Here is a 24138-nt window from a genome sequence, read left to right as displayed (position 1 = left end):
GATGACAGAGGGGAGCGGTTCCCGCAGTTCGGGGCGCAGAACGGGTTCAGCTACACGGCCACGAACAACTGGGACCAACTCAACAATCTGAGTGCGTCGCAGTACCAGGTGGTGATGTTCCTCGACGACTCGCCGCACAGCGGACCGGGTTCCAGCGGTACATGAACAACGGTGGTGCGTTCTTCGGTCTCCACGTGACGGCGTACAACGATTCGAGCGGCGGCTGGCCGTGGTTCAACAACACCTTCCTCGGGACCGGGCGATTCCAGTCGAACACCTGGGGGCCGGTCGCCGACCACGTGGCGACCAAGGCGATCGACGTGACCGGAGGATCCTCGGTCGACGATGCCGGCCTTCAGCTCTGGACCTACGGCGGTGGCACCAACCAGCAATGGAAAGCGGTCCCGGAAGGCGATGGCCACTTCCATTTCGTCAGCCGTCTGAGCAACAAATGCCTGACTGTTCCCAACGCATCGACCGCCGACAGCACCCAACTCGTCCAACTGACCTGCAACGGCAATTCTGCTCAATCTTTCCGGCTGACCGCGATGTGATTCATGGGCTAGGTTGCCCGGCATGAGAATCCTGCGTGTGGCCGCGATTGCGGCAGGAGGTCTGCTGTTGATGTCTCAGCTCGTCCCCGCCCAGGCGAGCGGCCGGCCGTCGTACCAGTGGGAACTGACGCCGACCGGGAGTACGGCGCAGTTCCGCGGGCTGGCCGCGGTCAGCAAGGACGTCGCCTGGGTGGGCGGATCTGCTGGGACGGTGCTGCGGACCGTCGACGGTGGGAAGAGCTGGCAGAACGTCAGCCCGGCCGGGCCCGAGACGGTGCAGTTCCGCGACGTCGAGGCGTTCGATGCGCAGCGCGCGGTGGTGCTGTCGATCGGGAACGGTGAGGACTCGCGGGTCTACCGGACTGTGGATGGTGGCAAGTCCTGGACCGAGACGTTCCGCAACACCGACCCGAACGCGTTCTACGACTGCTTTGACTTCTACGACAACAAGCGTGGGCTGGCGTTGAGCGACCCGGTGGACGGGAAGTTCCGGATCCTGGCGACGGCGGACGGTGGCAAGTCGTGGAAGGTGCAGCCGACGGCGGGGATGCCGGCCGCGCTGCCGGGTGAGTTCGCGTTCGCGGCCAGCGGGACCTGCCTGGTCGCCGGACCTGGCCGTACGGCGTGGTTCGCGACCGGCGGCGGGGACCGGCCTCGGGTGTTCCGGACCGTTGACGGCGGCAAGCACTGGACCGTTGCCGACTCGCCGATGGCCAGTGGTGAGGCGGCCGGGATCTTCAGCCTCGCGTTCCGCGGCTCCCTGTTCGGAGTTGCGGTCGGCGGCGACTTCCTGAAGCCGACCGAGGCGGTGAAGGCCGCATCCGTCACGTACGACGGTGGCCGCAGCTGGAAGCTGGTTCCGGCCGACAAGGCACCGAAGGGGTATCGGAGTGGTTCCGCGTTCGTCCCGAACTCGCCCGCTACGGTGATCGCGGTGGGCCCGTCGGGGAGCGATGTGAGCTACGACGGCGGGCGCAGCTGGAAGCAGTTCTACGACGGCAGCTTCGACAGCGTCGAGTGCGCCGGGCACGGGGTCAACGCGGGCTGCTGGGCCTCCGGTGCCAAGGGCGCGGTCGCGCGGCTGACACGCTGATGTTCAGGTGGGCGACACTCGTACGCCGTGCGAGAGTCGCCCATCTCCCGACAGGATGAGGGCATGCGCAAACTGTTGCTGGGAACGATTGCGGGACTGTTGATGCTCCTACCTACGGCGGCAGCCGCCGAGCCACTGAGCCAGGCTGATCTGCCGGGTCGTCCGCTGACGGTGATGACCTACAACATCCACCACGGTGCCGGCATCGACGGCGTACTCGATCTGGAGCGGATCGCCGTCCTGATCGAGAAGTCCGGGGCGGACGTGGTCGGGCTGCAGGAGGTGGACCGGCACTGGAGCGAGCGGAGCAACTGGGTCGACCAGCCGGCCTGGTTCGCCAAGCGGCTGAAGATGCACTACGGGTACGCCGCCAACCTCGACCTGCCGCCGTTGAACCCGGGAGAGCCGAACCGGCAGTACGGTACGGCGATCCTGTCGCGGTACCCGATCAAGGACTTCACCAACACGCTGCTGCCGAAGTACCCGGCCGGTGAGCAGCGCGGACTGGCGGTCGCGACGGTCAAGGTGCGCGGCGCCGACCTGCGGTTCGCGAACACCCACCTGACCCACAACAACAACGCCGAGCGGCTGGAGCAGGCGCAGAAGGTGGTCGAGGTGCTGGGTACCTCGAAGACGCCGACGTTCCTGGTGGGCGATCTGAACGCCCGGCCGGACACCCCCGAGATCAAGACGCTGACCGCGCTGCTGACCGACACCTGGCCGGAGGTCGGGGTCGGGCCTGGGTACACGATCGAGGCGGACAACCCGACGGCCCGGATCGACTACCTGCTGCACAGCTCCAAGCTGAGCCCGACGAAGGCATCGGTGCCGGTGTCGCTCGCTTCCGACCACCTTCCGGTGGTCGCCTCCTACATCCTCGGCTGACCTCACCTGAAGCGCCGAACGGCGCCCTCCGGCTCAGGCCGGGTGGGCGCCGTTTGTGTGCTCCCCGCAGCTCCGCCATGACCGTCCGTGCGGAATTACAAGCTTGTAGTTTGTCAAGCCGACACGCAGGTGAAACAAAGTTACTTGTGTGAAAGGTGTTCCCAATGGGGCTGCAGGCAACTAGTGTCGCGTATGAGGTCCAGGAGGACCAAAAGTTCACGAACCTTTGGGAAGGGGTTCGTGACCGGCGGAAGGAACGACCCGATGCGGACGCCCTCGAGGGCCACGTCCGGTCGGCGGCTCGCGAGCACGGGGAAGGCCGGCAGAGCGCTGCTCTCCGGTGTGCTCGCGGTCTGTCTGGCCGGCTCGATGGCCGTGATTCCGGTCCCGGCGCAGGCCAAACCGAAGCCGCCGGTCATTCCGTCCAAGGCCGCGGTCGAGCGGGCCAAGCAGGCCGCCACCGCGAAGGCCGGCCAGGTGGCCGCGATCGAGAACCAGCTGGCCGCCGCGAACGCGAGGCTCGAGCAGCTCGGCGTCGCGTCGGGGATCGCCGACGAGGCCTACAACGGTGCCGTCTACAAGCTGCAGTTGGCCAAGACCGAGGCTGCCCAGGCGGCGGCCCGGGCGGCCAAGGCGCAGAAGACGCTGGCGACCCAGCGACAGCAGATCGGCCGGTTCGCCGCGGCGTCGTACCAGGGTGGTGGCGATGTGGCGAAACTCGCGCCGCTGTTCACCGCGGAGGGTCCGCAGGAGCTGCTCGACTCGGCCGGTGCGTCTCGCTCGGTGTCGGCCGCGATGCAGGGCGCGTACCTGCGCTACACCGCGACCCAGGTGATGACGAACCTGTTCAAGGTGCAGGCTGACCAGGCCGTCACCAGGGTGAAGCACGCGACCGACGAGGCGGCCAAGGCCAAGAAGGCGGCCGAGGCCGCAGAGCAGGCACAGGCGTCGGCGGTCACCGCGGTGGGAGTCCAGCGCAAACAGGCGATCACCCAGCTCGCCGTACTGCAGAACACGTCGATCCAGGTGGCCGCCCAGCGGCAGCGGGGACTCGAGGAGCTTGCGCGCCAGCGAGCCGCCGCACTCGCCGCGAGGAAGGCGGCCGAGCTGAAGCGCCGGATCGCTGCCCGGGAGGCCGCCGAGCGGGCCCGGGAAGCGGCCGAGCGGGCCCGGGATGCGGCCGAGAAGGCCCGCGAGGAGCGGGAGCGGCGCGAGGAGCAGAAGAAGAACCCCGGGAAGAAGCCGCCGAAGAAGCAGCCGGACCGGCCGCGGGACGACGACCGCCCGTCCCGAAAGGGTGCCGGCGCTGCGATCGACTTCGCGCTGGATCAGATCGGCGACATGTACCTGTGGGGCGGGACAGGCCCGAGCCGGTGGGACTGCTCCGGCCTGACCCAGGCTGCCTGGGCGAAGGCCGGCGTCTACCTGCCGCACTACAGCGTCGCGCAGTACGAGCAGGTCCGGCACATCGACGAGGACGAGCTGCGGCCCGGCGACCTGATCTTCTGGTCGACGGACCCGGACAATCCGGGCACGATCCACCACGTCGCCATGTACCTCGGTGACGGCCGGATGGTGCATGCGCCGCGTACCGGCCAGCCGGTGCAGATCGCCAGCGTGTACTACTGGGAGCCGCCGGACTTCTTCGGCCGCCCCTGAGTCATTGCCTCCGGCAACGGATGCTCGAGTGGAACGGTGTCAGCGATGAAACCCTTGCGCGGCCGGGCGATGATCGCGTCCGCGATGTCCCGGGTCAGACCGGCCGGCCGGCGTACGGCCGGGGCCGAGGAGGTACGCGTGGAGTCGACTGTTCCCAGCGCGCCGTCGAGTGCCGACGGCGCGCGCAACGGGGCACCGAACGCGCCCTACTCGCTGATCGGCTGGTAGGCGCGCCCGAACGGTCCGGGGGTCAGTGGCCCTCGGTCTTGAGGCGCTCGAAGGAGGCGCTGATCTCGGTCTCGGCGTCGGTCCGGCCGACCCAGGTGGCGCCCTCGACGGACTTGCCCGGCTCGAGGTCCTTGTAGACCTCGAAGAAGTGCTGGATCTCCAGCCGGTCGAACTCCGGCACGTGGTGGATGTCGCGGAGGTGCTCCTGCCGCGGGTCACCGGCCGGGACGCAGAGGACCTTGTCGTCCGGGCCCTTCTCGTCGGTCATCCGGAACATGCCGATCGCTCGGGCGCGGATCAGGCAGCCCGGAAAGGTCGGCTCCGTCAGCAGGACGAGAGCGTCCAGCGGGTCGCCGTCCTGGCCCAGGGTGTCCTCGATGAACCCGTAGTCGGACGGGTACTGAGTGGCCGTGAACAGGGTGCGGTCGAGCCTCAGCCGGTTCGTCTTGTGGTCCAGCTCGTACTTGTTGCGGGTGCCCTTGGGGATCTCGATGAAGACGTCGAACTCCATACGGCAGATACTGTCACGGTTCCGACCGACCGAATGACAGGAGCAGCCCGGTGGTCCGTCCTCCTCGTGCGGTGTTCGTCACGCTGCTCGCCACAGCGCTCTGCGTGAGCCTGGTGAGCGGGGCAGACGCCGTACCCGGATCCCTGCAGGCCGCACAGGTCCAGGCGCCGGCAGTGCTGGCCCCGGCAAAGGCCGAGGGCGTCGCACCGACGGCAGCCGGCGTACAGAAGGTGCTGGCACCGATCATCAGCGACCCGGCGCTCGGCAAGCACCGCGGCATCTACGTGTACGACGCCTCGCGCGGCAAGCCGGTGTTCTCGGTCGGTGCCTCGACGCCGTACGTGCCTGCGTCCACGCTGAAGCTGCTGACGACGGTGTCGGCGCTGGAGACGCTCGGAGCGGACCACACGTTCAGCACGAAGGTGGTCAGTGCCGCAAAGGGCGCCATCATCCTGGTCGGTGGCGGCGACCCCCTGCTCACCGTCAAGCGGCAGACCGATCCCACCGACTACCCGACGCGGGCGTCGCTGCAGGTCCTCGCAGCCAGTACTGCGAAGGCCCTGAAGGCGCAGGGCATCAGCAGCGTCACTCTCGGGTACGACGCCTCGCTGTTCAGCGGGCCGGCGATCAACGCGGACTGGGAGTCGAAGTACGTCCCCGAGGGCATCGCGGCGCCGACCTCCGCGCTGTGGGTGAATGAGGGACGCCTGGCTCCGGGCATGGCCAAGCGGGCACCCTCGCCCGCGCAGGCGGCGGCCGCCGCGTTCGTGTTGCAACTGAAGGCTGCCGGGATCAAAGTGACGGGCATTCCCAAGCCGGCAGTCGCGCCCACTGCCGCCAAGGCCGTCGCGCAGGTGGCGTCGCCGAGCGTCGGCGAGATCGTCGAGTACGTGAACCTGCACAGCGACAACGACGGTGCCGAGGTCATGCTGCGGCACGTCGGCCTGGCGACCAAGAACGGCGGCTCGTACGTCGGTGGGGTCAAGGGAGTGAAGGCGACACTCACCAAGCTCGGTCTGGATGTCAGCAAGGCCACGATCGAGGACGGGAGTGGGCTGTCTCGGACGAACCGCGTTCCGCTCGACGTGCTGGCCGGTGCGGTCCGGGTAGCCGCGTCTGACGACCACCCTGAGTTGCGGCACCTGCTCACCGGTCTGCCGGTCGCTGGGTTCACAGGCAGCCTCGAGGACCGCTTCGCCAGTCCTGGAACTGGTGGGGGTACCGGACTGGTCCGTGCGAAGACCGGCACGCTCACCGGGGTCCACAGCCTGGCCGGGCTGGTCCGTGACCGCACTGGCACGCTCCTGGTATTCGCGGTGGCGACTGACAGCGTGCCGGTTCCCAAGACGCTGGCTGCCCGTGCAGCCCTCGACAGAGCCGCCGCGGCGCTGGCCAATTGCGGCTGCGCGGTATGAACGGCAGGCGCATGTTGGGACATGCGACTAGGGTCGACTCATGAGTACGGCGGAAGGCCCGACAGCGGCGGAGATGGTCGACTGGCAGTTGGCGACCGGAGTGGCTCGCAAGTTGCTCCGGCCCGGCCCGGCGGTCAGCCGCGCCGAGGCGGATCAGGTGGTCGCCGAGCTGCGTCAGTTCGCGGCCGACTCCGAGCACCACGTGCGGGAGTTCACCGGGCTGCAGGCCACTTCGGCCACCGCTCCGGTGGTGATCGTGGACCGGCCCGGCTGGGTGCAGGCGAACGCGGACGGCTTCCGGACTGTTCTGCAGCCGCTGGCGGACAAGCTGCGTGAGAAGGCCGAGCGGACCGGCGGCCTGTCGTCCGCAGTCGGCTCCCGGGTGACGGCCATCGAGGCGGGTGCGCTGCTCGCGTTCCTGTCCTCCCGGGTGCTGGGTCAGTTCGACCCGTTCTATCCGTCCGAGCCGGATCCGGACCGTCCTGGTCTGACCGGCCGGCTCCTGCTGGTCGCGCCCAATGTGATGCACGTGGAGTCCGAGCTGGGCGTCGTACCGCGGGACTTCAGGTTGTGGGTGTGTCTGCACGAGGAGACGCACCGGGTGCAGTTCACCGCCGTGCCGTGGTTGCGGGACCACTTGCGGTCGGAGATCGCGCTGTTCCTCGACCAGGCCGAGCTGGACGCATCGGCGTACGCGGCGATGTTCCGGGAGGCCGTGCAGCGGCTGGGACGGTCGGTGCGGGGTGAGGCCGAGCTGAGCCTGGTCGACCTGATGCAGTCCCCTGAGCAGCGGGCCGTGCTGGACCGGCTGACGGCGGTCATGTCGTTGCTGGAGGGGCACGCGGACTTCGTGATGGACGGGGTCGGGCCGTCGGTGATCCCGACCGTGGACACCATCCGGTCCAAATTCACGTCGCGCCGGCAGAGTGGCAACCCGGTCGACCAGTTGCTGAAGCGACTGCTCGGTCTGGACGCCAAGCTGCGGCAGTACAAGGACGGCGCCGCGTTCGTCCGCCGAGTGGTCGACCAGGTCGGCATGGACGGCTTCAACCGGGTGTGGACCGGGCCGAACACCCTGCCCACCAAGCACGAGATCGCGAACCCGGATGCCTGGGTCTCCCGACTCCACGGCTAAGCCACCGGCCAGGTGGGCGGCCGAGGAGTTGGTGGAACACCGGCGGGGGAAGCTGCATCCCGCCGTGGCGCGCACGCGGGAAGCAGTGCGCAGCACGCTGTCCGAGTTGCCCCAGGGGACGACCGTTCTGGTTGCTTGTTCCGGCGGCACGGACTCCCTGGCCCTGGCCGCCGCGACCGCGTTCGAGGCGCCGAAGCTCAAGCTGCGTTCCGGTGCCATCATCGTCGACCACGGACTCCAGGCTGACTCCACCCAGACTGCAGAGATCGCTGCCGAGCAGTGCCGGTCGCTGGGCCTCGACCCGGTGCAGGTGCGGGCGGTGGAGGTCGGCAACGAGGGCGGTCCTGAGGGAGCCGCCCGGGCGGCCCGGTACGACGCTCTGCGCGACGCGGCCGATGAGTTCGGGGCGGACGTCGTACTGGTGGCTCACACTCGGGACGACCAGGCCGAGACTGTATTGCTAGGGCTTGCCCGGGGCTCAGGCGCCCGCTCGCTCGCTGGGATGGCTGCCGTCGCCGGACTGCTGCGTCGACCGTTCCTGGAGCTGCCACGCGCCACGACAGCCGCCGCTTGTGTGGCGTCAGGGCTGCGGCCCTGGCACGACCCGCACAACGACGATCCGCAGTTCATGCGGGTCCGGGTACGTCATGAGGTGCTCCCGGTGCTCGAGGAGGCGCTCGGGCCCGGTGTGCTCGAAGCATTGGCCCGTACGGCGGGACTGCTCAGGGCTGATGCGGATGCGCTCGACATGCTCGCGGCTGACCTCGCGGAGACCGCAGTACGTCGTGCTGACAATGAGGTGCACTGCGACGTGGCCACGCTCGCGGTCGAGCCTGACGCCGTACGGACCAGGGTGCTCCGGCAGGCCGCGTTGGAAGCCGGGTGCCGGGCCACGGACCTCACCGCCGGGCACATCGCGGCCGTCGACACACTGGTGACCGCTTGGCGCGGGCAGCGATGGATCGACCTGCCGCAAGGCGTCCGGGCGGCCCGGCGGGGTGGATTCATCGTCCTAGGCCCGGATGTGACAGGCTGATGCGCGTGGATGCGTCGGACATCGAGAAGGACCTGAGCAAGATCCATTACACCGAGGACCAGATCCTGGCGAAACTGCGGGAGCTGGCCGGCCGGATCGAGCAGGACTACGAGGGCAAGGACCTCCTCATCGTCGGCGTCCTGCGCGGCGCGGTGATGGTGATGGCCGATCTGGCCCGCTCGTTCAGCCGGCACATCGAGATGGACTGGATGGCCATCTCGTCGTACGGATCGGGCACCAAGTCGTCCGGTGTGGTCCGGATCCAGAAGGACCTGGACACCGACATCACCAACCGGCACGTGCTGATCGTCGAGGACATCATCGACACCGGTCTGACGCTGAGCTGGCTGGTCAGCAACCTGGAGTCACGCAAACCCGCCTCGCTGGAGCTGTGCACCGCGTTCGTGAAGCCGGACGCGGCCAAGATGGCGGTCCCGGTGAAGTACGTCGGCCTCGAGCTGCCGGACGAGTTCGTCGTCGGGTACGGGCTCGACTACGCGGAGAAGTACCGGAACCTGCGCTGCGTCGCCACCCTCGCACCGCACGTGTACTCCTGAGCCTCGCTATTGCCCGGATCCGGGCAATCGGGACCGGGCCGGCCGGGCCAATTCCGGCTGGAGGGGTGCTTGGGCGCCGTCCCCGGGGCAGACTTGGTGACAGCCTGTACAACTGGCTCTACCGTCCCTTGGGTGACCCTCGTGGTGGGCAGGCTTGCCCGGCACGAGACACTTGGACTGGTGTTACCGTCTCAAGCCCGCATACCCGGGCCTGCCGAGCTAGGAGGGACGGGGCGTAGGCCTCGATCATGGACGTGAAGCGCATCTTCCGCGGACCCCTGTTCTGGATCGTCGTCGCCTTCCTGGGCGTTCTGGTGATCGGACAGCTCCTGACCGGCTCGACCGGGTACAAGACCGAGCCGACCGGGCAGGTCGTGCAGCTGATCCAGCAGGCCACCAGCTCGTCGGACAAGACGATCAAGTCGGTGACGCTGATCGACCCCGACCAGGAGATCCGGGTCGAGAAGACCGACGGCACCAAGGTCCGGGCGCACTGGGTCGACGGCCAGGCCAACACCCTCGGCCAGTCGATCCAGAAACTGTTCGACGACAAGAAGATCGAGCGGTACGACGTCGAGAACCCGAAGCCGAGCTTCATCGGTCAGGTGTTCTCCACGCTGATCCCGTTCCTGCTGATCGCGGTCGTCTTCATCTTCTTGATGAACTCGATGCAGGGCGGCGGCTCGCGGGTGATGAGCTTCGCCAAGTCGAAGGCCAAGCTGATCACCAAGGACACCCCGAAGACCACCTTCGCGGACGTGGCCGGCTGTGACGAGGCGATCGAGGAGCTCGGCGAGATCAAGGAGTTCCTGCAGGAGCCGGGCAAGTTCCAGGCGGTCGGGGCGAAGATCCCCAAGGGCGTGCTGCTCTACGGCCAGCCCGGTACCGGCAAGACCCTGCTGGCCCGTGCGGTCGCCGGTGAGGCCGGCGTGCCGTTCTACTCGATCTCCGGTTCGGACTTCGTCGAGATGTTCGTCGGTGTCGGCGCCTCCCGGGTCCGCGACCTGTTCGAGCAGGCCAAGACGAACGCCCCGGCGATCGTGTTCATCGACGAGATCGACGCCGTCGGCCGGCACCGTGGTGCGGGCCTCGGCGGTGGCCACGACGAGCGCGAGCAGACCCTGAACCAGTTGCTGGTCGAGATGGACGGCTTCGACGTCCGCGGCGGTGTGATCCTGATCGCGGCCACCAACCGGCCCGACGTCCTCGACCCGGCGCTGCTGCGGCCCGGCCGGTTCGACCGGCAGATCGCCGTCGACGCGCCGGACCTGCCCGGTCGCGAGCAGATCCTGAGGGTGCACGCGCGCGGCAAGCCGATGGCGCCGGACGTGGACCTGACCGCGGTCGCCCGCCGTACGCCGGGCTTCACCGGTGCGGACCTGGCCAACGTGCTGAACGAGGCCGCCCTGCTCACCGCGCGGAACAACCAGCAGGTGATCGACAACCGCGGGCTGGACGAGGCGATCGACCGGGTCATCGCCGGTCCGCAGCGCCGCAGCCGGCTGATGTCGGACAAGGAGAAGGTGCTGACGGCGTACCACGAGGGCGGGCACGCCCTGGTCGCCGCCGCGCTGCCGCACTCCGACCCGGTGCAGAAGGTGACGATCCTGCCGCGTGGCCGGGCGCTCGGCTACACGATGGTGATGCCGGACGAGGACAAGTACTCGACCACCCGGTCCGAGATGCTGGACAAGCTCGCCTACATGCTCGGTGGCCGTGCGGCCGAGGAGATGGTCTTCCACGACCCGACCACCGGCGCCAGCAACGACATCGAGAAGGCGACCGCGCTGGCCCGTGCGATGGTCACGCAGTACGGCATGACCGAGCGGCTCGGCGCGATCAAGTTCGGCCAGGACAGCAGTGAGCCGTTCCTGGGCCGCGACATCGGCAGCCAGCGGAACTACTCCGAGGAGATCGCCGCCGCGGTCGACGAGGAGGTCGGCAAGCTGATCCTGAACGCGCACCAGGAGGCGTTCGACATCCTGGTCGAGAACCGCGCAGTGCTGGACCACCTGGTCGAGGAGCTGCTGGAGAAGGAGACCCTCGACAAGCACGAGATCGCCCGGGTCTTCGCTCCGGTGGAGAAGCGGGAGCGGCGGCCGGCCTGGACCGGCTCGTCCACCCGGGTGCCGTCGGACCAGCCGCCTGTGATGCCGGTGCCGACGCGCGCGGAGCAGAACGGCTCGCTGTCCGACGTCCTGCCCGGCGGTTCGGTCGGCCCGGACGAGGCCATCAACCCGCCGACCTACGGCAGCGGCCCGACCCCGCCGTCGCCGAAGGACTGAGCCCCAGACATCAGCTCAGCGAACGCCGTCGCCCACCAGGGCGGCGGCGTTCGCCGTTGCCGGTGCGGGGTGCTGTCTAGAGTGGCCGGATGACGTCGCCGAAGTTCGACCATGCCCGGGCGGAGCGGGCGGTCCGCGAGCTGCTGATCGCGATCGGGGAGGATCCCGACCGCGACGGGCTCAAGGACACTCCGGCCCGGGTGGCGCGCTCGTACGCCGAGATGACCGGCGGACTGGGCCAGCGAGCCGAGGACGTGCTCACCACCACGTTCGACATCGGTCATGACGAGATGGTCCTGGTGAAGGACATCGAGGTCTGGAGCCTGTGCGAACACCATCTGGTGCCGTTCACCGGCGTCGCCCACGTCGGCTACATCCCGAGCCGCGAGGGCCGGATCACGGGCCTCTCGAAGCTCGCCCGGCTGGTGGACGTGTACGCGAAGCGCCCGCAGGTGCAGGAACGCCTCACCACCCAGGTCGCGGACTCGCTGCTCGAGCTGCTGGAGCCGCGCGGCGTGATCGTGGTGATCGAATGCGAGCACCTGTGCATGACCATGCGCGGCGTCCGCAAACCCGGCGCCAAGACCATCACCTCCGCCGTCCGCGGCCAGCTCCGCAACCCGGTCACCCGGGCCGAGGCGATGAGCCTGATCGTCGGCTGACCGTAGCCTCGGCGCCGTCGATTCGTTGACGTTTGAGAGCCGATGTCTGTGGACATTCTGTCGCTGAGCGTTTACGTTCCGTAGTGGTGCGTGGTCGACGGGGACCTGGCACCGGCGTGAGGAGGACAGATGTCAGCGCGTTACCGGGTCGGCGCCGCATTCGCCGGAGTCGTCGTCCTGACGGCGGCCGGGTTGGTCGCGGCGAACTGGGCCAACGCCGAGTCGCGCAGCGAGCGAAAGACCGCTCAAGCGGGCCCGGTCGACCAGGTGACGGACAAGTCGTCGCTGGTGGCGGACGGACTCGAGTCGGAGCTCGGATCGAAAGCGGTCGGCAGCTACTACGACGACGCCGGGAAACTGGTGGTCGCGGTGTCCGACCTGTCCACCGCCCAGTTGGTCCGCCAGGCCGGCGCGATCCCGAAGCTCGTCCGCTTCACCGCCGACCAGCTGAACGCCGTACAGGCCGAGCTGAACCGCCTGGCCGCCGGCTCGAGCGCGGGCAAGGTCCGGTCCTGGTACGTCGACCCCATCTCCGGCACCGTGGTCGTCACCGTGCCGAAGGGCGCGCGGGACGCGATCACCGAGCGGTTCCTCGAGCGGGCCAAGGCGAACGGCGACCAGGTGACGATCCGGACCGTGGCCGGCCGGGTGACCACCACCGCCGACGACTTCAGCCTGCGCGGCGGGGTCCAGGTGGACAAGAACACCGGGTACGTGTGCTCGCTCGGGTTCAACGCCCGGACGACCAAGGGCACCCGGATCTTCCTCACCGCCGGCCACTGCACGGCCGGCAAGCCGTCGTTCTCCCGGAACGGGTACGTCCTCGGCAACACCCGGACGTCGAGTTTCCCGGGCAACGACTTCGGCACGGTCGGCGTGATTGAGGGCTGGGACCAGCAGGGGTACATCGAGGGCTGGGGTGCCGGGAACGTCGCGGTGAAGGGGATCGCGAACGCCACCGTCGGGTCGACGCTGTGCAAGTCGGGGAAGAGCACCGGCTGGACCTGCGGGAGGATCGTCGCGCGGAATGTGACCGTGAACTACGGCAGCAACAAGGTCGTCCGCGGGTTGTTCCAGCACTCCGCCTGTGTCGAGGCCGGTGACTCCGGCGGCGCGAACATGACCGGCAACTACGCCCAGGGCATCACCAGCGGGGCCGCGTTGATCAACGGCCAGTGCCTGGAGAAGTACGGCCAGACCAACGAGTCCTACGCCCAACCGGTCGCCGAAGCCCTCAAATCCACCAAGTCCCGGCTGGTCCTCAGCAACTAACCGCTGCGGGTGGCTCCCGGTGTGTAGGTGGGGGCTACTACGGTGTGTGGGTGGGAACTGAGGCTTGGCGTCACGTCGACGGGCTGCCGGTGGTGGACCGGTGTCTCGTGATGGGTGTCGTCAACGTGACGCCGGACTCGTTCTCGGACGGTGGCGAGTGGTTCGAGCCGGCCGCGGCGATCAAGCACGGGCGGGAGCTGCTGGCCGAAGGGGCCGACCTCCTGGACGTCGGCGGGGAGTCGACCCGGCCCGGGGCTGAGCGACCCGCACCCGAGGAGGAGACCCGCCGGGTGCTGCCGGTGATCGAGGCGCTCGCGGCCGACGGTGCGCTGATCTCGGTCGACACCATGCGCGCCGGAGTCGCGGCCCTCGCCCTCGACGCCGGTGCGGTGATGATCAACGACGTCTCCGGTGGCCAGGCCGATCCCGACATGCATGCGCTGGTGGCCGAGCGTCGTACGCCTTATGTCTGCATGCACTGGCGCGGGCATTCGATCGACATGCAGAACAAGGCCGAGTACGACGACGTGGTCGCCGAAGTGATCGCCGAACTGGGCGAACGGATCGAGGCGATGCGGTCGGCCGGCATCGACCTGAGCCGGGTCGCACTCGACCCGGGACTCGGTTTCGCGAAGAACGCGGACCACAACTGGGAGATCCTGCGCCGGTTGCGGGAATTCGCCGTACTGGAAAGACCGTTACTGATCGGTGCGTCCCGCAAGGCGTTCCTCGGTAGGCTGCTCGCCGACGAGCAGACCGGCGAACCCAGACCGGCCGTACGACGAGACGAAGCGAGCGCGGCTGTTTCCGCCCTGGCCGCCGCCGCGGGAGCCTGGTGTGTCCGGGCCCATGCGGTGGCACCGAGCGCGGACGCGGTCCGGGTGGCGAAGAGATGGGGAACGGTATGACGGACGGACCCGGCGGTCCGCGGCAGGGCACCGGAGGTGAGGGTGCTGCGCGCGGTGCCACGGTGGAGGACGTCGTGCTGACCGCCAACACCGCGTTCTACAACGCGTTCGAGGCCGGCGACCTGGACCTGATGGCAGCGGTCTGGCTGCCGGACCCGGACCCGGTCTGCATCCATCCGGGGAACGCCGCGATCTACGGGTACCCGGAGATGATGCGGGCCTGGGCGATGATCTTCGCCAACACGCCGTACATCCAGTTCTTCCTGACCGATGTCCAGGTCCGCGTGGATGAAGACGTGGCATACGTCACGTGTACGGAGAATGTCCTGTCCTCCGGCGAGGGTGCTCCCGAGGAGGGATTCGCCGGTGGCAAGGCACTGGCCACGAACGTCTTCCGCAGAACTTCCTCCGGCTGGCGGTTGTGGATCCACCATGCCTCCCCGGTACTGTCGTCTGGGGGCCAACAGGAGGAGGCGGAATGAGTGGTCCCGTGCTTTCTCCTGACGTGATCGAGATCCGTGGCATCCGCGGCTTCGGGCGCCACGGGGTGTTCGAGCACGAGCGGGCCGACGGACAGGAGTTCGTCGTGGACGTCCGGCTGGAGCTGGACACCCGGCCCGCCGCGGCCTCCGACGACCTGGCCGACACCGTGAACTACGGGGTGGTGGCCGAGCGGGTGCACCAGGCGATCGAGAACGACCCGGTGGACCTGATCGAGACCCTCGCCCAGCGCATCGCCGACCTGTGCCTCGCCGACCGGCGGGTGACAGCGACCGCGGTGACCATCCACAAACCTTCGGCACCGATCACGGTGCCGTTCGACGACGTTGTCCTGACCGTGCAGCGCAGAGCCGGAGAATCCTCGTGACTGAGACCCCTAGTCCCCACGTCATCGACGCGGACACCCTGAGCGGCGGTCTGAAACCGATCCGCCAGGTGATCCTGTCGCTCGGCAGCAATCTCGGCGATCGTGAGGCCAATCTGCAGGGCGCGGTCGATGCGCTGCGGGATACGCCGGACGTCGTGGTGGTCGAGGTCTCGCCGGTCTACGAGACCGACCCGGTGGGCGGTCCGGACGAGTCCGGCCCGTACCTGAACATCGTGCTGCTGGCCGACTCCACCCTGCCGGTCGACATGCTGCTGGATCGGGCGCACGCGGTCGAGCAGGCGTTCGGCCGGGAGCGCAGCGTGCCGGGCGCGCCGCGGACGCTGGACGTCGACCTGATCACTTACGGGCAGAAGACGATCGAGTCCGATGAGCTGACCGTTCCGCACCCGCGGGCGCACGAGCGTGCGTTCGTGCTGGCGCCCTGGCTCGACATCGAGCCGGACGCGGTGCTGCCCGGGCGCGGTCCGGTGGCCGAGTTGCTGGCGAAGGTCGGCTCGGCCGGTGTGACCAAGCTCGACATCGAGTTGCAGTAGTGGTGTCCGGCGGTCCCGAGCCCGGCCGGGCGCCCGGCAACGAGCACGGTAAGAAGCCGCCGCGCCCGGGGTCGGTCCGGCCGACCTCGCGCTGGCTACTGGTGGCGATCGGCGTCCTCGGGGCGGCGGTCGGCCTGACCATGGTGCAGGCGATCGAGTCCGGCGGCGGGGTCGCGCCCGCGGTGTCCTGGCTGACGCTGGTCGCCTGGACGTTCCTGGCCGCGCTGCTGTTCGCCGCGGCCCGCAATACCCATCAGCGGATCCAGGTACGGCGGGAACGGGTCGAGCCGGCGCGGGCGGTGTTCCTGCTGCTGATCGGGAAGGCCAGTGCGTTCGTCGGCGCGTTGTGCGCCGGTGTTTACGCAGGGTTCGCGTTATCCTTCCTGGAAGCGGTGAGCTCGTCCGGGCCCCGCAACCGTGTGATCATGGCCGGTGCCGCGGCGGTGGTCTCTGTGCTGGTCGTCACGGCCGGATTGTTGCTCGAACGCGCGTGTCGTATTCCCGAGGACCCCGACGAGACCCCCTAACATGTCGGTCCATGGGCTCAAGGGGTAACCGCCGTCGTACCAGGGCCACAGTTCTCGCCGTCGCCAATTCTCTGCTGGTCATCGTCTGCCTGGGCGTGTCCATCGCCCTGTTCTCGCAGAACGCATGGATCCTGCGTGCGGCCGCCGTCGCCGCCGTACTGGTCGCCGTCGGTGCCTCGCTGCTGGTCCGCCACCAGTTGCTGGTCGAACGCCTCGCCCATTCCGAGGAACGGGCCCAGGTGGCCCAGGAGTACTCCCGGATCACCAGCGCCCGCGTGGTCGAGAACGCCGAGTTCGTCGACCTGATGCAGCGCCGGCTGGACAAGATCGACCAGCGGCTGGACAAGATCGACGAGGAGGTCGCCACGGTCGTTGCCGCCGGCGACAAACACTCCCAGGCCGACGCCCCCACCGTCGTCGACCTCAAGCTGCGAGGTCTGGCCGCTTCCTGAGTCCACGTCCATACTGCGGTGTGGGAGGGGATACACATGGGGCTGGACGCGAATTTCCCGGCCGTGACGATGAACGACCCGAACGGGCATGTCACGGTCTACAACCAGGATCATCTGCCGATCGGGCAGCTCGGGCCGACACCGTTCGAGTCACCCTCGGTGAACGTGACGTGCCGGCTGAAGGCCTGGGAGGACGCGTACTGGTACAGACTGCTGAACCCCGACGGCTGGGACTTCCCGGCGACCACCGCCTACGTGTCGGCCGATGAGACGCACGAGCTGAATCCCGGCCAGCCGTACCCGGTTCCCGAGTGCAAGAACGTCGGCTGCCGCCGCAAGGTCGGCCAGGCCGCCGCCGCGGGCGTCCTCGCCGCCGGTGCCGTCACGGCGATCCGATCCTGGCGCCGCCGGCCGGGCACACCCGACACGGCTTGAGCCGCGTCGCGTAAGTTCGGACCTGTGGATATCGCCGAACTGCTGAAAGTCGCCGAAGCCGCTGTCGATCAGGGGAGGACGGTGACCGACACCCGGGCGCCGGGGGTGCTGACGTCCAAGGGCGATCGGGACATGGCATCCGAGGTGGACTTCGCGGTGGAGCGTGAGGTCCGGGCGTTCCTGGAGCGGGAGACCCCTGACATCGGCGTGCTGGGCGAGGAGGAGGGCGGCGCGACCGACGGGACCCGGTGGGTGCTCGACCCGATCGACGGGACGGTGAACTTCGTCCACGGAGTGCCGCTGTGGGGGATCTCGCTCGGGCTGATCCATGAAGGACGGGCGGTGGCCGGTGTCATCGACCACCCCGCGCTCGGGACGAGGTACGCCGCCGCGGAAGGCCTCGGCGCGACCTGCAACGGGCAGCCGATCCGGGGCAGCGAATGCACGGACCTGACCGACGCGTTGGTTGCCGTGGGCGACTATGCGGTCGGCCCGGAGGCAGCCGCCCAGAACGCGGTCCGGCTGCGGCTGACCGAGCTGCTCTACCCGCGGGTGCAACGCATCCGGATGATCGGTACGGCGGCCACCGCGCTGACCTGGACCGCGGCGGGCCACTTCGACGCGATGGTGATGTTCTCGAACAAGCCGTGGGACACGATGGCCGGGGTGGCGATCGCCCGCGAGGCCGGCGTCGTCGTCCTGGACCTCGACGGCTCGGAGCACGCGCCCGAGTCGCGCGGCACCTTTGCCGTCTCGGCCGGAATCCGCGAGCCCCTGCTGGACCTGATCGGCCAGGCGACCGGCTGAGCCGCTACTTGTCGATGTCGCCGACGACGAAGAACATGCTGCCGAGGATGGCGATCATGTCGGGGATGACGGTGCCGGGGAGCAATGCGGGCAGCGCGGAGATGTTGTTGAAGCTGGCCGAGCGGAGCTTGAGCCGCCACGGGGTCTTGTCGCCGCGGGAGACCAGGTAGTAGCCGTTGATGCCGAGGGGGTTCTCGGTCCAGGCGTAGGTCTGCCCCTCCGGGACCTTGAGGATCTTCGGCAGCCGCACGTTCACCGGCCCGGCCGGCATCGCGGACAGCTTGTCGATACAGGCGTCGACCAGGTCGAGTGAGACCTTCACCTGCTCGAGCAGCACCCAGAACCGGGCGAAGCAGTCGCCCTCCGGCCGGGTGATGACCCGGAGTACGCCGTCGCGCTGCAACTCGTCGTACGCGAGGTAGGGCTCGTCGCGGCGGAGGTCGGCGTCCACGCCGGAGGCCCGGGCGATCGGGCCGGAGACGCCGTACTGCGCGATCAGCTCGGGGGACAGCCTGCCGACGCCGACGGTGCGGGCCCGGAAGATCTCGTTGCCGATGACAAGGTCTTCGACATCCGGCAGTCGCTTGCGGACCGCGGCCGAGGCGGCCGACGCGCGACCGAGCCAGCCGTACGGCAGGTCCTCCTTGAGGCCGCCGACGCGGTTGAACATGTAGTGCATCCGGCCGCCGGACAGCTCCTCCATCACCGCCTGGAGGGTCTCGCGCTCGCGGAAGGCGTAGAAGACCGGCGTGATCGCGCCGAGCTCGAGCGGGTAGGACCCGAGGAACATCAGGTGGTTCAGCATCCGGTTCAGCTCGGCCAGCAGGGTCCGCAACCAGATCGCGCGGACCGGGACCTCCAGGCCCATCATCCGCTCGACCGCGAGGACCACGCCGAGCTCGTTGCTGAACGCGGACAGCCAGTCGTGCCGGTTCGCCAGCACGATGATCTGCCGGTAGTCGCGGACCTCGAACAGCTTCTCCGCGCCGCGGTGCATGTAGCCGACGATCGGCTCGCAGCCGATGATCCGCTCGCCGTCCAGGGTCAGCCGCAGCCGGAGCACGCCGTGGGTGGCCGGGTGCTGCGGGCCGATGTTGAGCACCATGTCGGTGGTCGCCAGCTCCGAGCCGCTCCCGGTCCCGCCCCGCTCGTACAGCGGGTCGAACCCGGCGGCCCCGGCGCCGATTCCCACCACTCGTTCCGTGCTCATACCGTCAGTCTCCCGCACACTGGGCACTTCCGGCACACTACCGTGACAGCGGAGATGACCACTGGCGTGACAGGCTTGGTCTGTGGACGACCTCTTCGCACCTTCGGATGTCAACTGGACGCCGGTCTCGCCGAAGCTGGCATCGGTCCGCCGGCTGAACGCGGGGATCATGTTCGGTGTGCTCGGCCTGGTGGCCCTGCTGATCCTGGGCCTGACGCTGAGCTGGGTGTACGGCGCGCTCGCGCTGCTCGTGTTCGCGGCCGGATTCGGCTGGTCGTGGCTGCTGATCGGGCGGAACCAGCGGTCCTGGAAGTACGCCGAGCGCGAGGACGAGCTGCTGGTCAGCCACGGGATCATGTTCCGTGAACTGGTGGTGGTTCCGTACGGCCGCATGCAGTTCGTCGATGTGGCGGCCGGCCCGCTGGAGCGGGCGTTCGGGATCGCGACGGTGGAACTGCACACCGCGACCCCGGCGACCGACGCGAAGATTCCCGGTCTGCACCCGGACGAGGCGAGCCGCCTGCGGGACCGCCTCTCCGCTCTCGGCCAGGCCCAGGCGTGGGGCCTGTGACTGAGCCGACGCCCGGACCGTCCGACGCCGGGCAGCAGACCGCGCAGCAGACCCCACCTGTCCAGTCGCCCGTGGAACAGGCGGGGGCGCGGCTGCACCCGCTGACGCCGTTCGTGAAGGGCTGGGGGTACTTCGTCGTCGCGGCGATCGCGATGGTGAACAACGAGAGCCTGCGCAGCAACCTGACCCTGGCCGGGCTCGGGCTGATCGCCGTTCTCGTCGGTGGGATCCTGCTCGGCGCGCTGTCCTGGTGGTTCACCAAGTGGCAGCTGACCGACGACGCGATCCGGGTGGACAGCGGGTTCCTGTTCCGCCGGACACGGATCATCCGGTTCGACCGGATCCAGGCGATCGACGTCGCCCAGCCGTTCGTCGCTCGCCTGTTCGGGATGGCTGAGCTGCGGATGGACGTGGCCGGCGGTGGCAAGAGCGACGGCAAGCTGAGCTATTTCAACTACGACGAAGCCGTCAAGCTCCGCACCATCCTGCTGGTGCGGGCCAAGGGCGAGCAGGCCGTCGAGCACGCCGCTCAGCAGCCCGCGCCGGAGCCGATCCTGGTGGTTGCGACGACCCGCCTGCTCGGTGCGACCCTGCTGTCCTCCACAGTGCTCGCCAGCGCCGGTGCTCTCATCTGGCTGATCGCAGCTGCCACCGTGCTCGAGTTCCACATCGGTCTGTTCGCCGCTGTACCGCTGCTGCTCGGTGTGGTGCAGCCGATCTGGAAGCAGGTCGTCGGCAACCACGGCTTCACCCTGTCGGAGACCGACCACGGGCTCCGGACCAAGCGCGGCCTGTTCGACGTCCAGCGGCAGACTGTGCCGCCTGGTCGCGTGCAGGGCCTGCTGATCACCGAGCCGATCATCTGGCGGCTGATCGGCTGGGCCCGTGTCGAGCTGGACATCGCCGGTGTGGCGGGCAATCCGTCCGAGGGGGAGGACGACCGCGAGGGTGCGCAGCTCCTGCCGGTCGGAGACCGCGGCGAGGTGGCCTTCGTGCTGGCCCGCATCCTGCAGGGGCTGGACCTCTCCCGCATCGAGATGCACCGGGCACCGGAGCGGGCCAAGCGGCTGCGCCCGATCGGCTGGCGCTACCTCTCGTACGGCCACGACGAGCAGGTACTCGTCACCACGCGAGGCTGGGTCAGCCGTCGTACGTCGATCGTCCTGCACCACAAGACCCAGTCGGTGCGACTGGAGCAGGGACCGCTCCAGCGGCGTCTGGGCCTGGCCAACGTGCACGTGGACACACCACTCGGTCCGACCGACGCCATCGCCTTGCACCGCGATCAGTTCGAGGCCGCACAGCTCCTGGAGGCTCAGTCGGTCAGAGCACGCGAAGCACGTCGTACGGCCGCTTCGCCGGCTGCTGTCCACACCCAGCCGAATCCGCCAAGCCCAGAAGGGTCCAGCAGCTCCGCAGCCTCACCGGCCGACGACAGCTCGGCCACGTAGCGCAGAGGTTCCGTCTGAGCCAGCTCGAGGCTCGGACGGGCCGCACTCACTCCCAGCGCCCGCAAGGCGTCCCGCTGCAGCACGAGGGAGCCACCGAGCGAGTCCAGCGCTACGTGCGCAGTGACGTCGCAAGAACCGTCCAGCACCGGGTCACACTCGCGGCCGGCCCGGAAGCCGGTCACAGTCCCGTACGGCGGCCGACCAGCACGCACATGCCCGTAGTCGATCGCCACTGCCACTCCACCCTCGGCAAGCCGCTCGACAACCGAGGCCCAGGCCAGATCGCGTGCCCTGCCGATCTCCGCCCGATCACCCGGCTCCTGCAAAGGCCACCACTCCTCGAGCCAGCGCAGATCGTTGCCCGAGACAACTTCACCGAGGGACAGGTCGGCCAGCAGATACCGCGGTACGCCGTCCTCGTCGAGCTCGGCGACGTCACACGGCACGTTGTCCAGCCACTCGTTGGCGATTGCCAGTCCCGCGATCGACGACGGCAACTCGTCGTCCAACTCCACCTCGACGACCGCCAAGCCCTCAGCCCGCAGAATGTCGCCCAGTTCGCCCGAACCCGCCCCGATGTCCACAACCTCCGAGGTGCCCACCGCACGAGCCAGTCGCGCCACCGCCCGTCCGAACAACGCGGAAGCGTGCACAGAGGTCCGGAAGTGTGCAGCCGGCCGCTCCCGCCGGTAGAACCCGTCAGGCCCGTAGAGCGCCGTCTCCCAGCCCTCGCGAAAGGTGGTCACAGCTGAACGGCGTCGAACTGCCGCCAGACCCCGTCCCCACCCTCACGCCACAGCCCCAACTCGGTCAGCTGGACCGTGGGAGCCGGTGTGGCAGCAAGAGCCTCGGTCGCCTCGGCAACAACGGCCGGAGCGCCCTCCGTGGCCGAAGAGATGGTCAGGTGCGGATGCGGGTCCGGGAACTCGCCACCGTACGGCGGGCACTCCGGGAACGCCTCGTAGACCGAGACCAGTAGCGAACACACAGCGTCGAACGGTTCCGGCTTCAGCCACGCCGTACCGTTCGGGAACTGACCAATTGTCTGGAAGCTCAGCTCGAACGGCTCGTGCGACGCCACAGCCTCTTTCAGCCGTCGTACGTCGTCCGACGTCGGCTCGCCGACCCAAGGGACCAGCACCGTGATGTGTGGCGGGATCAACTCGGTCAATGGGACGTGGGGACGCGCCGTCGACCGGGATACCGATCGCCAACGGTGGGTGAAGTCCGCCAACTCAGGCACTGTGATCAGAATCGCGGTCAAACCGGTACGCGCAGCCCATGCATCGCTCACCACGGCATGCTCTCATCACCTAGGCTGACTAGTAGATCGTCTGGTACCCCGTGCGGGACTGGAACGAAGAGAGTGAGCATGGAACGGATCGGCTTGATCGGAGCCGGCCGGGCCGGAACCGCCCTGGGAGCAGCCTTGGCGGCCGCCGGACATCCCCTGGTCGGAGTCACCGCCCGGTCGAGCGCGTCACGCGAACGCGCCGCCCGGCTCCTTCCGCATGTACCGGTGCTGACCGTCGACGAGGTCACCACCCGCGCCGACGTGGTCCTGGTCGCCGTACCGGACGACCTGATCCAGCAGGTCGCTCAAGCTCTCCCACTCACCAGCGGCCAGTACGTCGTGCACCTGTCCGGAGCGCACGGACTCAAGCCACTGGCAGCCACAGAAGCCACCCCAGTCGCTCTGCACCCGGCGATGACGTTCCCTGGCGGTGCGGTGAGCCTGGAGGGCGTCATGTTCACGGCGACCGCGCCGGACGAGGCCAGGGAGATGGTCGAGCGGCTGGTGAAGACGCTCGGCGCACAGGTGCAGTGGGTCGACGAGGAGCAGCGTGCGCACTACCACGCAGGTCTCGTGCACGGCGCGAATCACCTGACAACGTTGCTTACGCAGGCACTCGCCGTACTGCGGGAGGCCGGTGTGGCGGATCCGGCCGCGACACTCGGGCCACTCGTGACCGCAACCCTCGACAACACGCTGCGATCCGGTCATCATGCGCTCACCGGGCCGATTGCCCGGGGGGATGTCGACACGGTGGCAGCACACCTGGCCGGACTGCGGGACCGGACGGCGAGCACGTACGCCGAACTGGCCCGGGCGACGGTGGAGTTGGCCGCGGCGGACGGACGGCTGGACCCGGACACCGTGGCCCGATTCGACCAGGTGCTGGACGGGGAACCAGGCGAGCGGTATCGGACAGGGGAGGCACCGCGATGAGACTCACCCAGACGAAGGCCGAACTGCGGGCGGCGGCGGCGATCCGGCCGCGAGCGGTCGTGATGACGATGGGTGCCCTGCACGACGGGCACGCGGCCCTGCTCGCCGAGGCCCGGGAACGCGTCGGTCCGGACGGCAGCGTCGTCCTGACCATCTTCGTGAACCCGCTGCAGTTCGGGCCGGCCGAGGACTTCGACCGCTATCCGCGCACGCTGGCCAGCGACCTGGCGATCGCCAAGAACGAAGGCGTCGATCTGGTCTTCAACCCGTCCCGCGACGAGCTGTACCCGAACGAGCCGTCCATCACCGTGCATCCCGGCCCGCTGGCCGACGAGCTGGAAGGCATGGTCCGGCCGGGCCATTTCGCCGGCGTGCTGACCGTGGTCGCGAAGATGCTGCATCTGACGGCGCCGGACCTGGCGCTGTTCGGCGAGAAGGATTACCAGCAGCTCACGCTGATCCGCGAGATGGTGTGCGATCTGGACTGGGACGTCGACATCGTGCCGGTGCCGACCGTGCGTGAAGCGGACGGTCTCGCGTTGTCCTCACGCAACCGGTACCTCGACGAGACCGAGCGTGACGAAGCCTTGGTGCTCTACCGGGCGCTGACCGCCGGTGCGAAGGCCGGGATGAACGGTCCGGACGCCGTGATGGCCGCTGCCCACGCGGAACTCGAGGCGGTGCCGTCGGTGAAGATCGACTATCTCGCCCTGCGAGCACCGGATCTCGGCCCGGTGATCGGCCCCGGCGAGGCCCGGATGCTGATCGCCGCCCGCGTCGGGACCACCCGTCTCATTGACAACATTTCCATCACGCTGCGGTGAAATCGGTTG

27 protein-coding genes and 1 pseudogene are annotated in these 24138 nt (G+C 68.8%); 24 read left to right on the top strand and 4 right to left on the bottom strand.

The window, feature by feature from the left end; genetic code table 11:
• Window positions 1-161: 161 nt before the first annotated feature.
• The 5 genes from EV652_RS16485 (at window position 162) to EV652_RS16465 (ending at window position 4419) form a co-directional block, all read left to right on the top strand.
• On the top strand, window positions 162-554 hold the full coding sequence (locus EV652_RS16485) for an RICIN domain-containing protein (protein ID WP_132210008.1): 393 nt from the start codon (window positions 162-164) through the stop codon (window positions 552-554).
• 22 nt (window positions 555-576) lie between these two features.
• Window positions 577-1647 carry an oxidoreductase gene (locus tag EV652_RS16480; protein ID WP_132210007.1) on the top strand — a complete coding sequence of 357 codons (1071 nt, stop codon included), beginning with the start codon at window positions 577-579 and terminating at the stop codon, window positions 1645-1647.
• Between the two features lie 63 nt (window positions 1648-1710).
• Window positions 1711-2532 (top strand): endonuclease/exonuclease/phosphatase family protein, encoded by an 822-nt coding sequence (locus tag EV652_RS16475; protein ID WP_132210006.1) that lies wholly within the window; start codon window positions 1711-1713, stop codon window positions 2530-2532.
• A gap of 264 nt (window positions 2533-2796) precedes the next feature.
• Window positions 2797-4191 (top strand): C40 family peptidase, encoded by a 1395-nt coding sequence (locus EV652_RS16470; protein ID WP_132210005.1) that lies wholly within the window; start codon window positions 2797-2799, stop codon window positions 4189-4191.
• A gap of 45 nt (window positions 4192-4236) precedes the next feature.
• The gene (locus EV652_RS16465) at window positions 4237-4419 is read left to right on the top strand and encodes a hypothetical protein (RefSeq protein ID WP_132210004.1); all 183 of its coding nucleotides are present in this window, start codon (window positions 4237-4239) and stop codon (window positions 4417-4419) included.
• Between the two features lie 22 nt (window positions 4420-4441).
• Here the strand turns inward: EV652_RS16465 and EV652_RS16460 are convergent, their stop codons facing one another.
• Entirely contained in the window at window positions 4442-4930 is a 489-nt protein-coding gene (locus EV652_RS16460) for an inorganic diphosphatase (RefSeq protein WP_132210003.1), read from the bottom strand.
• A gap of 50 nt (window positions 4931-4980) precedes the next feature.
• On the opposite strand from EV652_RS16460, the gene dacB reads away from it, so the two are divergent.
• The 15 genes from dacB to EV652_RS16385 all read left to right on the top strand — a co-directional run bounded on the left by dacB (window position 4981) and on the right by EV652_RS16385 (window position 17843).
• Complete coding sequence (gene dacB, locus EV652_RS16455; protein ID WP_132210002.1) at window positions 4981-6345, top strand: D-alanyl-D-alanine carboxypeptidase/D-alanyl-D-alanine endopeptidase; 1365 nt, start codon at window positions 4981-4983, stop codon at window positions 6343-6345.
• Window positions 6346-6385: 40 nt separating this feature from the next.
• The gene (locus EV652_RS16450) at window positions 6386-7480 is read left to right on the top strand and encodes a zinc-dependent metalloprotease (RefSeq protein ID WP_132210001.1); all 1095 of its coding nucleotides are present in this window, start codon (window positions 6386-6388) and stop codon (window positions 7478-7480) included.
• Window positions 7481-7544: 64 nt separating this feature from the next.
• On the top strand, window positions 7545-8516 hold the full coding sequence (tilS, locus tag EV652_RS16445; RefSeq protein ID WP_242001810.1) for a tRNA lysidine(34) synthetase TilS: 972 nt from the start codon (window positions 7545-7547) through the stop codon (window positions 8514-8516).
• 5 nt (window positions 8517-8521) lie between these two features.
• On the top strand, window positions 8522-9073 hold the full coding sequence (gene hpt / locus EV652_RS16440; RefSeq protein WP_132209999.1) for a hypoxanthine phosphoribosyltransferase: 552 nt from the start codon (window positions 8522-8524) through the stop codon (window positions 9071-9073).
• A gap of 248 nt (window positions 9074-9321) precedes the next feature.
• A complete protein-coding gene (ftsH, locus tag EV652_RS16435) occupies window positions 9322-11358 on the top strand; it encodes an ATP-dependent zinc metalloprotease FtsH (protein ID WP_132209998.1) in 2037 nt (678 codons plus the stop codon).
• Between the two features lie 89 nt (window positions 11359-11447).
• On the top strand, window positions 11448-12020 hold the full coding sequence (gene folE / locus EV652_RS16430; RefSeq protein WP_132209997.1) for a GTP cyclohydrolase I FolE: 573 nt from the start codon (window positions 11448-11450) through the stop codon (window positions 12018-12020).
• Window positions 12021-12149: 129 nt separating this feature from the next.
• The gene (locus EV652_RS16425) at window positions 12150-13292 is read left to right on the top strand and encodes a S1 family peptidase (RefSeq protein ID WP_132209996.1); all 1143 of its coding nucleotides are present in this window, start codon (window positions 12150-12152) and stop codon (window positions 13290-13292) included.
• A 110-nt stretch (window positions 13293-13402) separates the two neighbouring features.
• Complete coding sequence (gene folP, locus EV652_RS16420; RefSeq protein ID WP_132210237.1) at window positions 13403-14200, top strand: dihydropteroate synthase; 798 nt, start codon at window positions 13403-13405, stop codon at window positions 14198-14200.
• Entirely contained in the window at window positions 14197-14682 is a 486-nt protein-coding gene (locus EV652_RS16415; RefSeq protein WP_199238216.1) for a nuclear transport factor 2 family protein, read from the top strand. The genes folP and EV652_RS16415 overlap by 4 nt, the downstream gene beginning before the upstream one ends.
• On the top strand, window positions 14679-15068 hold the full coding sequence (gene folB, locus EV652_RS16410; protein ID WP_132209995.1) for a dihydroneopterin aldolase: 390 nt from the start codon (window positions 14679-14681) through the stop codon (window positions 15066-15068). The genes EV652_RS16415 and folB overlap by 4 nt, the downstream gene beginning before the upstream one ends.
• Entirely contained in the window at window positions 15065-15622 is a 558-nt protein-coding gene (folK, locus tag EV652_RS16405) for a 2-amino-4-hydroxy-6-hydroxymethyldihydropteridine diphosphokinase (RefSeq protein ID WP_132209994.1), read from the top strand. The genes folB and folK overlap by 4 nt, the downstream gene beginning before the upstream one ends.
• A gap of 2 nt (window positions 15623-15624) precedes the next feature.
• Window positions 15625-16149, top strand: coding sequence for a DUF3180 domain-containing protein (locus EV652_RS16400; protein ID WP_242001809.1), 525 nt, complete (start codon window positions 15625-15627; stop codon window positions 16147-16149).
• Between the two features lie 11 nt (window positions 16150-16160).
• The gene (locus tag EV652_RS16395; RefSeq protein WP_132209992.1) at window positions 16161-16601 is read left to right on the top strand and encodes a hypothetical protein; all 441 of its coding nucleotides are present in this window, start codon (window positions 16161-16163) and stop codon (window positions 16599-16601) included.
• Window positions 16602-16637: 36 nt separating this feature from the next.
• A complete protein-coding gene (locus EV652_RS16390; RefSeq protein ID WP_132209991.1) occupies window positions 16638-17036 on the top strand; it encodes a hypothetical protein in 399 nt (132 codons plus the stop codon).
• A gap of 24 nt (window positions 17037-17060) precedes the next feature.
• Window positions 17061-17843 carry an inositol monophosphatase family protein gene (locus EV652_RS16385; RefSeq protein WP_132209990.1) on the top strand — a complete coding sequence of 261 codons (783 nt, stop codon included), beginning with the start codon at window positions 17061-17063 and terminating at the stop codon, window positions 17841-17843.
• A gap of 4 nt (window positions 17844-17847) precedes the next feature.
• On the opposite strand, the gene EV652_RS16380 is transcribed toward EV652_RS16385, so the two are convergent.
• Window positions 17848-19053 (bottom strand): NADH-quinone oxidoreductase subunit D, encoded by a 1206-nt coding sequence (locus EV652_RS16380; protein WP_132209989.1) that lies wholly within the window; start codon window positions 19051-19053, stop codon window positions 17848-17850.
• 82 nt (window positions 19054-19135) lie between these two features.
• On the opposite strand from EV652_RS16380, the gene EV652_RS16375 reads away from it, so the two are divergent.
• Together EV652_RS16375 and EV652_RS16370 are read left to right on the top strand one after the other, a co-directional pair.
• Window positions 19136-19624 carry a PH domain-containing protein gene (locus EV652_RS16375; RefSeq protein WP_132209988.1) on the top strand — a complete coding sequence of 163 codons (489 nt, stop codon included), beginning with the start codon at window positions 19136-19138 and terminating at the stop codon, window positions 19622-19624.
• Window positions 19621-21075, top strand: coding sequence for a PH domain-containing protein (locus EV652_RS16370; RefSeq protein WP_132209987.1), 1455 nt, complete (start codon window positions 19621-19623; stop codon window positions 21073-21075). The genes EV652_RS16375 and EV652_RS16370 overlap by 4 nt, the downstream gene beginning before the upstream one ends.
• A gap of 107 nt (window positions 21076-21182) precedes the next feature.
• On the opposite strand, the pseudogene EV652_RS45290 reads toward EV652_RS16370, so the two are convergent.
• Both EV652_RS45290 and EV652_RS16360 read right to left on the bottom strand, forming a co-directional pair.
• Window positions 21183-21590 (bottom strand): annotated as a pseudogene (locus tag EV652_RS45290) (SAM-dependent methyltransferase); the annotation flags it as partial.
• Between the two features lie 227 nt (window positions 21591-21817).
• Window positions 21818-22369 (bottom strand): 2'-5' RNA ligase family protein, encoded by a 552-nt coding sequence (locus EV652_RS16360; protein ID WP_132209985.1) that lies wholly within the window; start codon window positions 22367-22369, stop codon window positions 21818-21820.
• Window positions 22370-22447: 78 nt separating this feature from the next.
• Here EV652_RS16360 and EV652_RS16355 point away from each other — a divergent pair, with 78 nt between their 5' ends.
• Both EV652_RS16355 and panC read left to right on the top strand, forming a co-directional pair.
• Window positions 22448-23305 (top strand): Rossmann-like and DUF2520 domain-containing protein, encoded by an 858-nt coding sequence (locus EV652_RS16355; protein ID WP_132209984.1) that lies wholly within the window; start codon window positions 22448-22450, stop codon window positions 23303-23305.
• Window positions 23302-24129: a pantoate--beta-alanine ligase gene (gene panC, locus EV652_RS16350; protein ID WP_132209983.1), complete on the top strand. Its 828-nt coding sequence runs from the start codon at window positions 23302-23304 to the stop codon at window positions 24127-24129. The genes EV652_RS16355 and panC overlap by 4 nt, the downstream gene beginning before the upstream one ends.
• The last annotated feature ends 9 nt before the right edge of the window (window positions 24130-24138 follow it).

The sequence above is a fragment of the Kribbella steppae genome, assembly GCF_004342025.1.
Taxonomy (GTDB): domain Bacteria; phylum Actinomycetota; class Actinomycetes; order Propionibacteriales; family Kribbellaceae; genus Kribbella; species Kribbella steppae.
This window is presented reverse-complemented; position numbering and strand designations above follow the sequence as displayed.

Bases quoted from the DNA above. Each gene is read 5' to 3' on its own strand.
- EV652_RS16485 (WP_132210008.1), top strand. From the start codon at position 162: ATGAACAACGGTGGTGCGTTCTTCGGTCTCCACGTGACGGCGTACAAC.
- EV652_RS16480 (WP_132210007.1), top strand. From the start codon at position 577: ATGAGAATCCTGCGTGTGGCCGCGATTGCGGCAGGAGGTCTGCTGTTG.
- EV652_RS16475 (WP_132210006.1), top strand. From the start codon at position 1,711: ATGCGCAAACTGTTGCTGGGAACGATTGCGGGACTGTTGATGCTCCTA.
- EV652_RS16470 (WP_132210005.1), top strand. From the start codon at position 2,797: ATGCGGACGCCCTCGAGGGCCACGTCCGGTCGGCGGCTCGCGAGCACG.
- EV652_RS16465 (WP_132210004.1), top strand. From the start codon at position 4,237: ATGAAACCCTTGCGCGGCCGGGCGATGATCGCGTCCGCGATGTCCCGG.
- EV652_RS16460 (WP_132210003.1), bottom strand. From the start codon at position 4,930: ATGGAGTTCGACGTCTTCATCGAGATCCCCAAGGGCACCCGCAACAAG.
- EV652_RS16450 (WP_132210001.1), top strand. From the start codon at position 6,386: ATGAGTACGGCGGAAGGCCCGACAGCGGCGGAGATGGTCGACTGGCAG.
- ftsH (WP_132209998.1), top strand. From the start codon at position 9,322: ATGGACGTGAAGCGCATCTTCCGCGGACCCCTGTTCTGGATCGTCGTC.
- folE (WP_132209997.1), top strand. From the start codon at position 11,448: ATGACGTCGCCGAAGTTCGACCATGCCCGGGCGGAGCGGGCGGTCCGC.
- EV652_RS16425 (WP_132209996.1), top strand. From the start codon at position 12,150: ATGTCAGCGCGTTACCGGGTCGGCGCCGCATTCGCCGGAGTCGTCGTC.
- folP (WP_132210237.1), top strand. From the start codon at position 13,403: ATGGGTGTCGTCAACGTGACGCCGGACTCGTTCTCGGACGGTGGCGAG.
- EV652_RS16415 (WP_199238216.1), top strand. From the start codon at position 14,197: ATGACGGACGGACCCGGCGGTCCGCGGCAGGGCACCGGAGGTGAGGGT.
- folB (WP_132209995.1), top strand. From the start codon at position 14,679: ATGAGTGGTCCCGTGCTTTCTCCTGACGTGATCGAGATCCGTGGCATC.
- EV652_RS16395 (WP_132209992.1), top strand. From the start codon at position 16,161: ATGGGCTCAAGGGGTAACCGCCGTCGTACCAGGGCCACAGTTCTCGCC.
- EV652_RS16390 (WP_132209991.1), top strand. From the start codon at position 16,638: ATGGGGCTGGACGCGAATTTCCCGGCCGTGACGATGAACGACCCGAAC.
- EV652_RS16380 (WP_132209989.1), bottom strand. From the start codon at position 19,053: ATGAGCACGGAACGAGTGGTGGGAATCGGCGCCGGGGCCGCCGGGTTC.
- EV652_RS16355 (WP_132209984.1), top strand. From the start codon at position 22,448: ATGGAACGGATCGGCTTGATCGGAGCCGGCCGGGCCGGAACCGCCCTG.
- panC (WP_132209983.1), top strand. From the start codon at position 23,302: ATGAGACTCACCCAGACGAAGGCCGAACTGCGGGCGGCGGCGGCGATC.